The sequence below is a fragment of the Pseudomonas sp. Mn2068 genome (assembly GCF_049319725.1).
GTDB lineage: Bacteria > Pseudomonadota > Gammaproteobacteria > Pseudomonadales > Pseudomonadaceae > Aquipseudomonas > Aquipseudomonas gingeri.
Genome location: NZ_JBMOUG010000002.1, coordinates 303557 through 317804, shown reverse-complemented (window position 1 = coordinate 317804; position 14248 = coordinate 303557). Strand labels below are relative to the sequence as shown.

At 64.5% G+C, this 14248-nt stretch carries 12 protein-coding genes; 7 read left to right on the top strand and 5 right to left on the bottom strand.

Translation table 11 applies throughout. The annotated features are described in order from the left end of the window. Positions 1-61: 61 nt before the first annotated feature. From ACL9RJ_RS06040 to ACL9RJ_RS06010, 7 genes are all read left to right on the top strand, one after another. Positions 62-745: an RraA family protein gene (locus ACL9RJ_RS06040; RefSeq protein WP_017128168.1), complete on the top strand. Its 684-nt coding sequence runs from the start codon at positions 62-64 to the stop codon at positions 743-745. After that, positions 742-1404, top strand: coding sequence for an RraA family protein (locus ACL9RJ_RS06035; RefSeq protein ID WP_017128167.1), 663 nt, complete (start codon positions 742-744; stop codon positions 1402-1404). The genes ACL9RJ_RS06040 and ACL9RJ_RS06035 overlap by 4 nt, the downstream gene beginning before the upstream one ends. Then, on the top strand, positions 1401-2615 hold the full coding sequence (locus ACL9RJ_RS06030) for a pyridoxal phosphate-dependent aminotransferase (RefSeq protein WP_017128166.1): 1215 nt from the start codon (positions 1401-1403) through the stop codon (positions 2613-2615). Before ACL9RJ_RS06035 ends, ACL9RJ_RS06030 begins: the two co-directional genes overlap by 4 nt. Before the next feature lie 177 nt (positions 2616-2792). Beyond that, on the top strand, positions 2793-3008 hold the full coding sequence (locus tag ACL9RJ_RS06025; protein WP_017128165.1) for a tautomerase family protein: 216 nt from the start codon (positions 2793-2795) through the stop codon (positions 3006-3008). Next, complete coding sequence (locus ACL9RJ_RS06020) at positions 3005-3655, top strand: DsbA family oxidoreductase (RefSeq protein WP_017128164.1); 651 nt, start codon at positions 3005-3007, stop codon at positions 3653-3655. The genes ACL9RJ_RS06025 and ACL9RJ_RS06020 overlap by 4 nt, the downstream gene beginning before the upstream one ends. Positions 3656-3699: 44 nt before the next feature. Continuing rightward, positions 3700-4410, top strand: coding sequence for an SDR family NAD(P)-dependent oxidoreductase (locus tag ACL9RJ_RS06015; protein ID WP_042936201.1), 711 nt, complete (start codon positions 3700-3702; stop codon positions 4408-4410). Between the two features lie 219 nt (positions 4411-4629). After that, positions 4630-5526 carry a LysR family transcriptional regulator gene (locus ACL9RJ_RS06010; protein WP_103032654.1) on the top strand — a complete coding sequence of 299 codons (897 nt, stop codon included), beginning with the start codon at positions 4630-4632 and terminating at the stop codon, positions 5524-5526. A 76-nt stretch (positions 5527-5602) separates the two neighbouring features. On the opposite strand, the gene ACL9RJ_RS06005 is transcribed toward ACL9RJ_RS06010, so the two are convergent. The 5 genes from ACL9RJ_RS06005 to ACL9RJ_RS05985 all read right to left on the bottom strand — a co-directional run bounded on the left by ACL9RJ_RS06005 (position 5603) and on the right by ACL9RJ_RS05985 (position 13959). Continuing rightward, positions 5603-6247 carry a glutathione S-transferase family protein gene (locus ACL9RJ_RS06005; RefSeq protein WP_017128161.1) on the bottom strand — a complete coding sequence of 215 codons (645 nt, stop codon included), beginning with the start codon at positions 6245-6247 and terminating at the stop codon, positions 5603-5605. A 127-nt stretch (positions 6248-6374) separates the two neighbouring features. After that, positions 6375-7922, bottom strand: a complete 1548-nt coding sequence (locus ACL9RJ_RS06000; protein ID WP_042936296.1) for an MFS transporter — start codon at positions 7920-7922, stop codon at positions 6375-6377. A 66-nt stretch (positions 7923-7988) separates the two neighbouring features. Next, complete coding sequence (locus ACL9RJ_RS05995) at positions 7989-9500, bottom strand: efflux transporter outer membrane subunit (RefSeq protein WP_017128159.1); 1512 nt, start codon at positions 9498-9500, stop codon at positions 7989-7991. 10 nt (positions 9501-9510) lie between these two features. After that, positions 9511-12759: an efflux RND transporter permease subunit gene (locus tag ACL9RJ_RS05990; RefSeq protein ID WP_422765008.1), complete on the bottom strand. Its 3249-nt coding sequence runs from the start codon at positions 12757-12759 to the stop codon at positions 9511-9513. A gap of 15 nt (positions 12760-12774) precedes the next feature. Further along, complete coding sequence (locus ACL9RJ_RS05985) at positions 12775-13959, bottom strand: efflux RND transporter periplasmic adaptor subunit (RefSeq protein ID WP_177087649.1); 1185 nt, start codon at positions 13957-13959, stop codon at positions 12775-12777. Positions 13960-14248: the final 289 nt, after the last annotated feature.

The following is a 14248-nucleotide window of genomic DNA, read 5'->3' as shown; positions in this document are numbered from 1 at the left end:
AATATACCTATGGAATGAGGTCGCCGACACTGGCCATCTCCGTCACCCCAGGGGCTCTCCGATGTCCAACAAAAACCTGACCGACCCACACTTGCTCGAGCGCCTCGCGGCGCTGGACACCAATACCGTGTCCGATGCACTCGACTTCCTCGGCCTGCCCGGCGCCACGGTGGGGCTGCGGCCCCTGTGGAACTGTCCGAAGATCGTCGGTCGCGCCAGCACCGTGCTGCTGGCGCCCAAGACCGACAGCAACCCGACCGTGCACCTGATCACGCCCGTGGTCGAGCAGATCCACAGCAACGATCGCGTACTGGTGATCGCCGGTGGCATCGAAGGCATTTCCTGCTGGGGCGACATCCTCGCCAATGCCGCGTCCGCCAGGCAGGTGCGCGGCACGGTGATCGACGGTTGCAGTCGCGATATCGACGGCAGCGAAGCCATCGGCTACCCGGTCTACGGTCGTGGCGTGACCATGATCAGTGCCCGTAACCGTGTGGTGCAGATCGATGCCGGGGTGACCATCGAAGTCGCCGGCGTCGCCGTCAGCGAAGACGACTATGTCATTGCCGACCGTTGCGGCACGGTGTTCGTACCCGCCCCGCGTATCGAGGCGGTGCTCGACCTGGGCGAACGCATTGCCCGTCGCCAGGACGGCATGGTCGAGGCCGTTCGCAGTGGCCGCTCGGTAGCCGAGGTGATGCATGACAGCCAGTTCGAAGCCATCAATGTGGAGCAAACCCGATGAACCGTGAAGACCAGGCCCTCGTGGCCCTGTTCGAAGGCCTGGACACCCCGGGCGTATCCGATGCCATGGACAAGCTCGGCCTGCCCGGCCAATGCCTGGGCATCGCGCCCCTGGACAACTACGCCAAGGTCATCGTCGGCCCGGCGTTCACCGTGCAGTACGTCTCGGCGAGCGTGCCGCCGGGCACCGTGGGCGACTTTATCGAGGACGTGGCGGCAGGTGACATCGTCGTCATCGACAACGGCGGGCGCACCGACTGCACCGTCTGGGGCGACATCATGACCCAGTACGCCGGCACCCGCGGGATCGCCGGCACCGTTATCGACGGCGTCTGCCGCGACGTCAACAAGGCCCTGGGGGACGGCTACCCGATCTTCAGCCAGGGCCGCTTCATGCGCACCGGCAAGGACCGGGTGCAGGTGCAGTCGGTCAACCAGCCGGTGTCCATCGGCAGCGCCCGGGTCTGTGACCGCGACATCGTCGTCGCCGATGCCAATGGCGTGGTGGTCGTGCCGCGGGATCGCGCCGCCGAAGTGGCCGCCTGCGCACGCCGGATCGAAACGATCGAAGCCGAGATCCGCGCCCTGATCGCCCAGGGCAAGACCCTCAAGGAAGCCCGCGCGGCGCTGGGTTACCACAGTCTGCAGAGGAAAGCATGAGCAGCGATAGCCAACGCCTGAACACACGCCTGGCCAGCGCGCAGCCCTCGGCCACCTACCGGATCATCGACCGGGTCGCGGAACGCCGGGCACAAGGTGCGACGATCATTTCCCTGTGCGCGGGCGAACCCGACTTCGACACCCCGGCCCATGTCCGTGCAGCGGCCATCGACGCCATCGAGCACGGCCACACCCGCTACACCCAGGTCGCCGGGGTGCGGGCGCTGCGCGAAGCAGTGGCCGCCAAGTTCCGCCGCGAGAACGGCCTGGATGTCGGCTGGCAGGACACCCTGGTGTGCAACGGCGGCAAGCAGGTGATCTACAACGCCCTGGCCGCGACCCTCAACGAGGGCGACCAGGTCATCGTGCCGGCGCCGTACTGGGTCAGCTACCCGGAGATGGTGCAACTGTGCGGCGGCGAGAACCGGATCGTCACCTGCACGGCCGACAGCGGCTTCAAGCTGACCGCGGCCGCCCTGGCGGCGGCGATCACCCCACGGACCCGCTGGCTGATCCTCAACTCGCCGTCCAACCCGACGGGGGCGGTGTACAGCCGCGATGAACTGCGCGCCCTGGCCGATGTGTTGCTGGACCATCCGCAGGTGCTGGTCCTGGCCGACGATATCTATGAACACCTGATCTTCGACGACCAGCCCTTCCATACCCTGGCCCAGGTGGAACCACGCCTGCAGGCGCGCACCCTGACCATGAACGGTGTATCCAAGGCCTATGCCATGACCGGCTGGCGCATCGGCTTTGCCACGGGGCCGCGCTGGTTGCTGGAGGCCATGGAGAAGCTGCAGGGGCAACAGACCTCGGGCGCCAGCTCGATCTCGCAGCAGGCGGCAATCGCCGCCCTGCAAGGTCCCAAGGACTTCATCCAGGACAGCCGGGCGGTTTTCCAGCGTCGTCGGGACCTGATGGTGGCGCTGCTCAACGACATACCGGGACTGCACTGCGTGAGTCCGGCGGGCGCGTTCTATGCCTTCGCCTGCTGCGCCGGCCTGATCGGCCGCACCTCCGCTGGTGGACGACTGCTGAGCAGCGACGAGGACGTCGCCCACGCCCTGCTGGACGAGGCGGATGTGGCCGTCGTGCACGGCAGCGCGTTCGGCCTGGGTCCCTATATCCGCATCGCCTACGCGCTGGATGACACCTCCTTGCGCCAGGCCTGCGAAGCCATCCAGCGGTTCTGTCACGCGTTGCGCTGAGCGCGTTTTTGCAACGGAGCCCGGCCAGCGCCGGGCTTCGGCACTTTCCTCGCACAACTCATTACACCACATCACTAATGATGTTCTCGAACCCGTATTTATCCGCAACCGACAACCTAATAGATTGACTCCACTGCCTGCCCATCATGCCGATGGCCAGCCCACTGGAGAGTTGTCATGCCTTTCGTCAGCGTACGCATCACCCGCGACGGCGTTACCTCAGAGCAGAAAGCCCAGGTCATTGCCGAAATCACCGAAACCCTGGAACGGGTCCTCCACAAACGCCCGGACCTGACCCATATCGTGATCGAGGAAGTCGATACCGATAACTGGGGCTACGCCGGGATCACCACCACCGAGTACCGCAAGCAACTGGCGCAGAACCCGTCATGAGCGCGCCCGTCAGAATCGACTTCATCTCCGACGTGGTCTGCCCCTGGTGCGCCCTGGGCGTGACGGCCCTGGAACAGGCAATCGCCAACCTGGCCGGTGAAGTGGCGGTGGAATTGACGTTCAAACCCTTCGAACTGAACCCGGACATGCCGGCCGAGGGCGAGAACGCGGTCCGTCACATGATGCGCAAATACGGTCGCAGCGCCGAGGAAGTCGCCGCCGGCAAGCAGATGTTGATGACACGCGGCGAGGCCATCGGCTTTCAGTTCGACCTGGAAAAACGCAGTCACTTCTACAACACCTTCGATGCCCACCGCCTGCTGCTCTGGGCCTTGCGGCAAGGACGGCAGATCGAACTGAAGCGAGCGCTGCTGCGCGCCTACTTCAGCGACGGCCAGAACCCGAGCGACCGCGAGACCCTGGTGCGCCTGGCGAGCGAAGCGGGACTGGAGGCAACGGCTGCCCGCGAAGTGCTGGATTCGGCTGCTTTCGCCGACGAGGTCCGTGAACTGCAAGCGTTCTATCGCGGACGCGGCATCAACTCGGTGCCGGCCATGATCCTCAACGAACGCCACCTGGTCTCCGGTTCGCAAACGGTCGCTTACTACGAACAGATGCTGCGGGAAATCTCATCCGCCGCAGCCTGATTGATCACGCTCTACCCCACTTACTGTCCCCAGAGGTTTTTATCATGAGCAATGCAAAGAAAGTCGTAGTGATTACCGGCGCCTCCCAAGGTATCGGCGCCGCCGTGGTCAAGGCCTTCCGTGACCTGGACTACCGGGTGGTCGCCACCTCCCGTTCGATCCAGCCGTCCACCGACCCGGACATCCTCGCCATCGCCGGCGACATCGCCGACCCGGCCACCGCCCAGCGAGTGATCCGTGAAGGCGTGGCGCGTTTCGGTCGCATCGACAGCCTGATCAACAACGCCGGGATCTTTATCGCCAAGCCGTTCACCGGTTACACCCACGAAGACTACGTCAACGTGCTGGCGGTCAACCTCAATGGCTTCTTCTACATCACCCAGTTGGCGATCAACGAGATGGAGAAGCAAGGCGGCGGCCATATCGTCAACATCACCACCAGCCTGGTGGACCATGCCATCGACGGCGTGCCTTCGGTGCTGGCTTCGCTGACCAAGGGCGGCCTCAACTCGGCGACCAAATCCCTGGCGATCGAATACGCCAAGCGCGGGATCCGGGTCAACGCGGTCAGCCCCGGCATCATCAAGACGCCGATGCACGGCGAGGAAACCCACGCCGCGCTGGGGCAGTTGCACCCGATGGGACACATGGGCGAAGTCAGGGACATTGCCCAGGCGATCGTCTACCTGGAATCGGCCGGTTTTGTCACCGGCGAGATTCTCCACGTCGATGGCGGCCAGAGCGCAGGGCACTGAGTCCTTCGCCTGCATGAAAAACGCCCCGGCCCCTGAGGTTCGGGGCGTTTTTCATTGGCCGCGAGCCTGCGCACGACGGTCGCCGCGGAGACAGTGTGTCGCCCAAAGGGCACCAATCGACCCGATAGTCCTGTCTATACTGTCGCCCCCCCGTGCAACCTCAGGTATTCCTGCAATAATCCAGTTCAAGATGCCCGGGCGCCCTACGAGAGACAGTGAATGGAACGCATCGATGCTTCATTTCCGGATATTGCCGCCTTTGTCGGCGTGGCCCAGACCGGCAGTTTTACCCGCGCGGCGGAAAATCTTTCGACCAGCAAATCCAATGTCGGCAAGGCCGTCCAGCGCCTGGAGGCCAGGCTCGGGACCAAGTTGTTCCAGCGCACCACCCGCGCCGTACGCCTGACCGAGGACGGTGAAACCTACCTGAGCGCCGCCACCGCGGCCCTCGATGGCCTGCGCGATGCCGCCCAGGCGCTGGCGGCCCGCAAGGAAGAACCCATCGGCCGGGTGCGGCTGGATATCCCATCGGGTTTTCGCCAGTTGTTCCTGCCGACCCTCTCCGAGCTGCGCCAGCGCTATCCGCAGGTGACGCTGGAGCTGTCCATGACCGATCGCATGTCCGATGCCGTCGGCGAAGGCTGGGACATCGTCGTCAGGGCCGGCGAGTTGCCCCAGGACAGCGAAATGACCGTGCGCAAGCTGTGCAACATCACCCTCAGCCTGTATGCCTCCCCCGACTACCTCGCCCGCCACCCGCCGATAGAGACCACCGCGGACCTGGCCAATCATGAGGCGGTGATCTTTCGTGGTTTCACCGGGCGGTTGCGGCCCTGGACGATCACGGACAATGGTCATGTCCGGGAGTTTTCGCCGACACCGGTGCTGGTGGTCTCGGATGGCCAGGCACTGATCGATGCAACCGTTGTCGGACTCGGTATCGCGCAAATCTTCGACAAGGTCGCGCAACTCTACGTGGACTGCGGCAAGCTCGTGCGGGTCCTGCCTGCCGCCGATACCCCCGGCCCGCCCGTGCATGCCCTGATTCCCCTGGGCCACCGGATGCCGGCGAAGAACCGCGCGGTGCTGAACTACCTGGCCGACCGCCTGCGCTAGTCCCTCCCCCGCGTGACAGAAAACCGCCCAATGAAAAAGGCCGCGCAAGCGGCCTTTCCAGACAACGTCCGTCACCTCAGGCCGATTTGCGCTCCTCATGCAGCGCCACGATATCGGCCTCGTCCCGCAGGGCCTTCTGTACCGAGGCACGAGCATCGATACGGGCCTTGTACGCCATCAGGTTTTTCAGATGGGTGATCGGCGCGCCGGAACGCTCATGCCACCAGGTACCGAACACATAGGCATCGGCCACGGTGAACGTGTCGCCGGTCAGGTAGGCACGGCCATCGGCCAGGCGGGTATCGAGTACCGCGTAGGCGCTGACCAGCTTGTCCCGGGTCCATTGGCTGCCGGCTTCGGTCAGCAGCTTGCGCATCAGGGGGATATGCTTCTGGGCGATCTCGGTCGCCAGGAAGTTCAGCAACTGATCGAACTTGGCGCGCTCCAGCGTGCCGCTCGCCGGTGCCAGTTGCGACTCGGGAAACTGGTCGGCCAGGTAGGAAGAGATGATCACCGTCTCGGACAGTTGATCGTTCTGGCCGTTGTCGAGAACCAGCACCGGTACATAACCCAGTGGATTGACCTGATTGAAGTCATCACCGTTGGAGGTGCTCTTGCCGAACACATCGTAGTGGATCAGCTCGGGGGTCAGGCCCAGTTCGTTGGCAACGATCTGGACAGTCTGGGAGCAGGTCTGATTGGCGATGTAGAGTTTGTGCATGATGGCTTTACCTGAAGTGGGTTGGCGGTGTCGGGCCCTGATCGGGCCCGATGGATAAAGTGTGTGCTTGCAGACTTCGTGGATAAACAATCGAAAAAGAGATGCTCTGTAGTTCCGTGGGCGACAATCAGGCCGCGTCACCGACGCCCGCATCGGCCACCGAACGGTCCTTGCTCAACAGGCCCAGCACGACGGCGGCGCAGGCCAGGGTGATCAGGGTCAGGATGTGCAGCAGGTACTGGAACGCCGTCGCGTACCCGGCGACCAGGCGCTCGTTGGCCAGCCCCGGCACCGTATTGATCGCATGGGCCATGTCGCCCGTGGTCACCCGGTGCGCGGTTTCGGCGATCAGCGCCGCCTCGGCACTGCCGGCCACCACCTGAACGGCGTCGGACAGGTTGCTGTGCAACAGCGACGCCAGCATCGCCGCCACGCTGGCCAGGGCAATGCCCTCGCCCGCCACCCGCACGGTGTTGAAGATCCCGGCGGCCATGCCGGCGCGCTCTTTCGGCACGACGCTGACCGACAGGCCATCCATCAGGCCCCAGGGCAGGCCGGCACCGATGCCGATCAACAGCATCGGGGCAACCAGGCCGAATTTCGGCTCGCCGACGTTGTACAGGCTCAGCCAATGCAGGCCCACGGCCGCCATCAGGAAGCCCACGCCCGAGAGGATGCCCGCCGAGACAAAGCGGGTCAGCGAGGCGGCCAGCATCGGCACCACCAGCATCGGTGCGGACAGCGCCAGCAACAGCAGGCCGGCATCGATTTCACTCAGGCCTTCGACGCCGATAAAGCGCAACGGCAGCATGACCACCAGCACGATGTAGCAGTAGCAGGTGCCGATCGGCAGCATCTGCACACCGACGAAACGCGGGAAGCGGAACAGTGTCAGGTCCAGCATCGGTCGCTTGACGTGCATCTCGATCAGCACGAAGGCCACCAGCAGCACCGCCGACGCGACCAGCAGGCCGACCACCAACGGGCTGCCCCAGCCGCTGTCGGGGGCCTGGATCACGCCAAAGGTGAACAGGGCCAGCACCGCGCTGAACGTCAGGGTGCCAGGCCAATCCAGGCCCACGGCGTCGGGATCGCGGGTTTCGCGCATGCGTGGCAGGCCGAAGACCATGGCGATCACCCCGATCAGCGCGGTGAAGACAAAGATCGCCCGCCAACTGAAGGCTTCGATCAGCACGCCGGCCACCAGGGGGCCAAACGCCAGGCCGATACCGAAGGTGGTGCCAAGCATACTGAACGCACGAGTACGCGCATGCCCCTCGAACTCCTGCGCCAGAGCGGCCGAACCGCTGGCCAGCGCCGCGGCGCCGGCAACGCCCTGGATGGCGCGCAGGACATCCAGCCAGAACACCGAGGGTGCCAGGCTCTGTGCCACCGAAGCGGCGGTGAACAGCAGCATGCCGAAGGTGAACAGGCGCTTGCGCCCGTAGACATCGGCCAGCGCCCCGGCCGCCATCAGCAAGCTGCCGAAGGACAGCATGAAGGCGTTGGTGATCCAGGTCAGGGCCACCGGACTGCCGCCCAGGTCGCGGCCGATGGCAGGCGTGGCGACGGCCCCGCCGGTAAAACTCAGGGGCAGCACCAGGGCGGAAAGACAGATGGCTGCAAGAATGAGTAACTTGTCCCGCGACTGAGTCGCGTGATCGATGGAGGTCATGATTTCACCGTCAGTGGGATGGAAAATGGCGCGGCAGCCGTGGAAGATCCGGCTGCCGACTGCCAATCAAGGTTGCGAAAGCGCCGTGTCGAACGGGATCGGCGCGGCATCGCCCCATCCGCCGCCCAGGGCGCGGATCAGATTGACCGTGGCGGCCGCCTGCACACCGTCCAGTTGCACCGCCGCGCGGCGTGACTGCAAGGCCACCCGCTCGGCATCGATGACCGCCAGATAGCTGGCATCGCCTTCGCTGTACCGGGCCCGGGCCAATGCCGCCGCGCGCCGGGAGGCCTCCACGGCCTGCGACTGGGTGCGGGTCTGGTCTTCCAGCACCCTCAGGTCGGAGAGGTTGTCTTCCACTTCGCGGAACGCCACCAGCACCTGTTGGCGGTAGTTGGCCACGTCTTCCTCGTAGACCGCCCGGGCATTGGCCAGATTGCCCTTGCGCAGGCCGCCATCGAAGATCGGCAGGTTGAGCGCGGTCCCGGCCAGGGGCCCGAGGAGGAAGGTGCGGCTGCTCCATTTGAAGAGATTGCCCAGCGAGCCCGATTCGAAACCCGCCATGCCGGTCAGGGTCAACGACGGAAAGAACGCCGCCTTCGCCACGCCGATCCGGGCATTGGCCGCGGCCATGGAGCGCTCGGCCGCGGCGATGTCCGGCCGCCGTTCCAGCAGTGACGACGGCAAGCCGGCGGGAATCCGCAGGTTCACCGGCTGGAGGGGCCTGGCGGCCAGGGTGAACTCTGCCGGTGCCTTGCCCAGCAGTACCGCGAGGCTGTGCTCCGACGTCGCGCGAAGGCGCTGCACGGTCATCCCCTCGGAACGCGCCGTCGCCAGCTCGGATTCGGCCCGGGCGACATCCAGATCGGCGATGTCGCCGGTCGAGTAACGCTGCTGAACCAGTTTCAAGGCCTGCTCACGCAACTCGATGGCCCGGTCGTAGACCTCGACTTGCGCGTCCAGCTCGCGCAACGCGAAATAGTTCTGCGCGACATCCGCCTGCAAGGCCAGCAGCACCGAGTGGAACAAGGCTTCGCTGCGCTGGGTTTGCGCGTCGGCGGCATCCACCGTCGCCGCGACACGGCCGAACATGTCGACTTCGTAAGACACCCCGGCCTGGGCGCGCCACATCGTCTGGCTGGCCCCCTGGCCGCTGTCCGACTGGAACTGCGAGGCCGGCGAGACCTTCTCCCGGGTCGGGCCGAAACCCGCGTCCAGGGTCGGGAACAGCGCGGAACGGGCGGACTGGTTGAGCGCCCTTGCCTCTTTCAGCCGGGCTGCCGCCGCAACCAGGTTCTGGTTGGCGTCGCGGGCCTGGCTTTCCAGCTGATCGAGGGTGCTGTCGTTGAACACCCGCCACCACTCGCCCCTTGGAATGGCTTCCGACGGCTCGGCGGTTTTCCAGCTGCCGACCTCAGCCGGCTTTAAAAGCGGCTGGGTCTTTTCCTCCTTGTACGCCGGCGGCATCGACACCTGCGGCTTGAGGTAGGTCGGCGCCAGCGAGCAACCCGCCGTCGCCAGCAGGGTCGCCAACCAGACGGTGCCGAACAACAGGCGATTCAAGGCAACTGCTTTCATGTCGTTCTCCTTACTTCTCGTACGCGATTTCAGGCACGCGAACCGAAGGTCGGGTGGAAGGGATGGCTTGCGCCGAGGGTTCATGGCCGTCAAGCCCGAAGCCCGGGTGCGGGTGCTTGCCGTGCTTGTCCACCAGGTGCTCCACACCCGACAGCTTGCGCAGCAAGACGTAGAACACCGGCGTCAGCATCAGGCCGAACAAGGTCACCCCGAGCATGCCGAAGAACACCGCGACCCCCATGGCCTGGCGCATCTCGGCACCGGCGCCGGAGGAAAACACCAGAGGCACCACGCCCATGATGAAAGCGATGGAGGTCATCAGGATCGGACGCAGCCGCAGCCGGCTGGCTTCCACCGCCGCCTGGACGATGGTCCGTCCCTGCATCTCCAGTTCCCGGGCGAACTCGACGATCAGGATCGCGTTCTTCGCCGACAACCCCACCAGCACCATCAGGCCGATCTGGGTGAAGATGTTGTTGTCGCCGTTGGTCAGCCATACACCGAGCAAGGCGGAGAGAATGCTCATCGGTACGATCAGGATGATCGCCAGTGGCAAGGTCAGGCTTTCATACAGCGCCGCCAGTACCAGGAACACCAGCAACACACTGATCGGGAATACCCACAGCGCCGCGTTGCCCGCCAGTTCCTGCTGATAGGTCAGGTCGGTCCACTCGTACTTGATGCCGCGTGGAAACACTTCCCTGGCAATGCGATCGACCGCCGCCTGGGCCTGGCCGGACGAATAGCCCGGTGCCGGACCGCCGTTGATGTCCGCCGCGGTGTAGCCGTTGTAGCGCACGACCATTTCCGGGCCGTAGGTGGTGGTGACTTTGATCAGCGAAGACAGCGGCACCATCTCGCCCTTGTCATTGCGAGTCTTCAGCAAGCCGATGTTTTGCGCGGTGGCACGGAACGGCGCATCGGCCTGGGCGCGCACCTGGTACACACGACCGAAGGCGTTGAAGTCATTGACGTACATCGAGCCCAGGTAGATCTGCAGGGTGTCGAACACATCCGCCACCGAAACGCCCAACTGCTTGGCCTTGACCCGATCCAGGTCGACGTTGAGCTGCGGCATGTTGATCTGGAAGGTGGAGAACGCCGGGCCCAGCTCGGGGGCCTTGGCCGCGGCCGCGAGGAAGTCCTGGGTGGCCTTGTTCAACGCCTCATAGCCCAGGGCACCGCGGTCCTCGATCTGCAGCTTGAAGCCGCCGACGGTGCCCAGGCCGGCCACCGGCGGTGGTGGGAATACCGCGATGGCGGCGCCCTTGATCCCGGCATATCTGGCATTCAACTGCGCCACGATGGCCGATGCGGATTGCTCCCTGGAGCGGTATTTCGACGGTTCAAGCACCGGGAACACCAGCGCGCTGCTGGGCGAGTTGGCCAGGCTGACCGACAGGCCCGGGAACTGCGGCAGGTTCTTGACCCCGGGAATGGCCAGGGCGATATCGCCCATTTCCCGCACGACCTGCTCGGTGCGATCCAGGGTGGCACCGCTGGGCAGTTGCGCAATGGCGACCACATAGTCCTTGTCCTGCGCCGGCACGAAACCGCCGGGGACAATCTTGCCCATCCACACCGCGCCAGCGAGCAGGATGGCGTAGATCGCCAGCATCGCCAGCTTGCGGTTGACCACGCGGCGCACGCCATTGCCGTAGCTGTCCGAACCTCGGTTGAACACACGGTTGAACAGTTTGAAGAAGCGTCCGAACAGCGCATCCATGATCCGCGTCAGGCGATCCTTCGGTGCGTCGTGCCCCTTGAGCAGGATGGCCGAGAGAGCGGGCGACAGGGTCAGCGAGTTGAACGCCGAGATCACCGTCGAGATGGCGATGGTCATCGCGAACTGCTGGTAGAACTGTCCGGTCAGGCCGGACATGAACGCCAGCGGCACGAACACCGCCACCAAGGTCAGGGCGATGGCGATGATCGGCCCGCTGACCTCCTGCATGGCTTTATAGGTCGCGTCCCGCGGCGACAGGCCGTCGGCAATGTTGCGCTCGACGTTCTCCACCACGACGATGGCATCGTCCACCACGATGCCGATGGCCAGGACCATGCCGAACAGCGACAAGGCGTTGATGGTGTAGCCAAAGCCCAGCAGCAAGGCAAAGGTGCCGATGATCGACACCGGCACCGCCAGCAACGGGATCAGCGAGGCGCGCCAGGTCTGCAGGAACACGATCACTACCAGCACCACCAGGGCGATGGCTTCGAGCAGGGTCTGGATCACCGCGTGAATACTGTCGCGCACGAACTGCGTCGGGTCGTACTTGATGCCGTAGTCGACACCCTCGGGCATGTCCTGCCTGATCTCCTCCATGACCTTGCGCACGTCATCGGAGATCTGCAGCGAATTGGCATTGGGCTGCTGGAAGATGATCATCTGCACGGCCGGCTTGTTGTCCAGCATCGCCCGCAGGGTGTACTCGGATGCAGCCATCTCGACCCGCGCCACGTCGGACAGGTGAGTCACCGCCCCGCCGCCGGCCTTGAGAATGATGTCGCGGAATTCCTGCTCGGTCTTCAAGCGGCCCTGGGCATTGACGCTCAGTTGCATCGGCACGTTGGTCAGCATCGGCGCACCGCCGACGATGCCGGCCGCCACCTGCACGTTCTGCTCGCGGATGGCGTTGACCACATCGGTGGCGGTCAGGTTCAGGCGCGCCACTTTCTGCGGATCGAGCCAGATGCGCATCGAGTAGTCGCCGGCGCCCCACATCACCACTTCACCCACGCCGGGGATCCGCGCCAGGCGATCCTTGACGTTGATCAGGGCGTAGTTGCGCAGGTAGGTCAGGTCGTAGCGCTGGTTGGGCGAGGTGATGCTCACGCCCATGGTCAGGGTCGGCGACGACTTGACCGTGGTCACGCCCAGGCGCTGCACATCCGGCGGCAAGCGCGGCAAGGCCTGGGCCACGCGGTTCTGCACGAACTGCTGGGCCTTGTCGGGGTCGGTGCCGAGCTTGAAGGTCACGGTGGTGGTCAACTTGCCGTCGCTGTTGGCCAGCGACTGCATGTAGAGCATGTCCTCGACGCCATTGATCTGTTCTTCAATCGGCGAGGCCACGGTTTCGGCGATGACTTTCGGATTGGCGCCCGGGTACTCGGCGCGAACCACCACCGAAGGCGGCACCACTTCCGGGTATTCGGCGGTGGGCAGTCTGGTCAGGGCAATCAGCCCCGCCAGCACGATCACCACCGACAGCACGCCGGCGAAGATCGGCCGGTCGATAAAGAACTTGGAGATATTCATGATGAGGTTCTCGCGTTAAGCCGCAGGCTTCGCAGCACGGCTGATGTTCGCCATGTCGACGCTGTTGGCGTGGACGCTGTCGTTCGGACGCACCCGCTGCACACCGCTGACGATCACCCGATCACCGGCTTTGAGGCCGGAGGTGATGATGCGCAAGCCTTCATGCAGGTTGCCCAGGGTGACTTCGCGGTACTCGACCTTGTCGCCTTCGCCCACCAGCAGGACGAATTTCTTCGCCTGGTCGGTGCCGATCGCCGAATCGTCCACCAGCACGACATCCGCGGGCTTGCCGCCACCGACCTGGAGACGTGCGTACAAACCCGGCAGCAGCGCACCGTTGGCATTGTCGAAACGGGCGCGCACACGGATGGTTCCGGACTGGGTGTCCAACTGGTTGTCGATGGAGTCGACGACCCCCGTGCGGGAAAAGCCGTCTTCGTTGGCCAGGCCGAGGGACACCGGAGCGGGCTGGGCCGAGGACTGGTTCAGGTAGCGCAGGTAGGTCTGCTCATCGACGTCGAACGAGGCATAGATGGGCGACACCGACACCAGGCGGGTCAGCACGGGCGCCGCGGCACCGGCCGACACCACGTTGCCGACGGTCAGCTCGGCACGCGAGACGCGGCCGGTGATGGGCGCGGTGATTTCGGTGTAGGACAGATTGACCCTGGCCGCATCCAGGGCGGCCCTGGCCACCTTGACGTTGGCGCTGGCTTCCCGCGCGGCATTCTGCTTCTCATCGAAATCACGCTTGGAAATCGCGTTCTGATCTACCAGGCGTGCCGCGCGGCCGGCATCCGTGGCCGTGTAGAGCGCGCGGGATTCGGCAGCCGCCAGTTGTCCCGCGGCGCGGTCCACTTCGGCCAGGTAAGTGCGCGGGTCGATGCTGAACAAGGGTTCCCCTTTCCTGACCAGGGCGCCATCCTTGAAATGCACGGCAACCAGGGTGCCGGGAACCAGCGGGCGGATCTCCACCTTGCCGACGGCTTCGAGACGACCGGAGTACGACTGCCACTCGCTGACGGACTTGAAGACCACGGTGGCGACGTCCACTTCGGTCCTGGGGGCCTGGGCGACCTCCGCCGCATGAGCCGTGCCGACGGGGGAAAAATGACCGCCATACTTCACGGCGATCCCGGCAGTGCCGGCCACTAAGAGCGCACTCAACACGACGGAAAGTCGTTGGGGATGGGCGATCATTTATTTATCTCCTACTCGTTGAATAACAGTGCACGCAGTTATCGAAAAACAACTTCTTCGGTTTTCTGCAGTTCTTTAAAACTTGAAAACAGGTTTTCCGGGCGCAAGGGGGCTCTCGCCCGGAACTTCGGCCGGGCGGATAACAGGTTGATAAAGGCGCGGATTACTTCACGACACTATTTACGTCACGGCACAATGATGACGTAGCAGCCCCCCTGGATAAATAACGGCAAGTGATACTGTTAGTAGCCGCTGGGGAGACAATCGCCACCCGCCGTCACACCCTCGG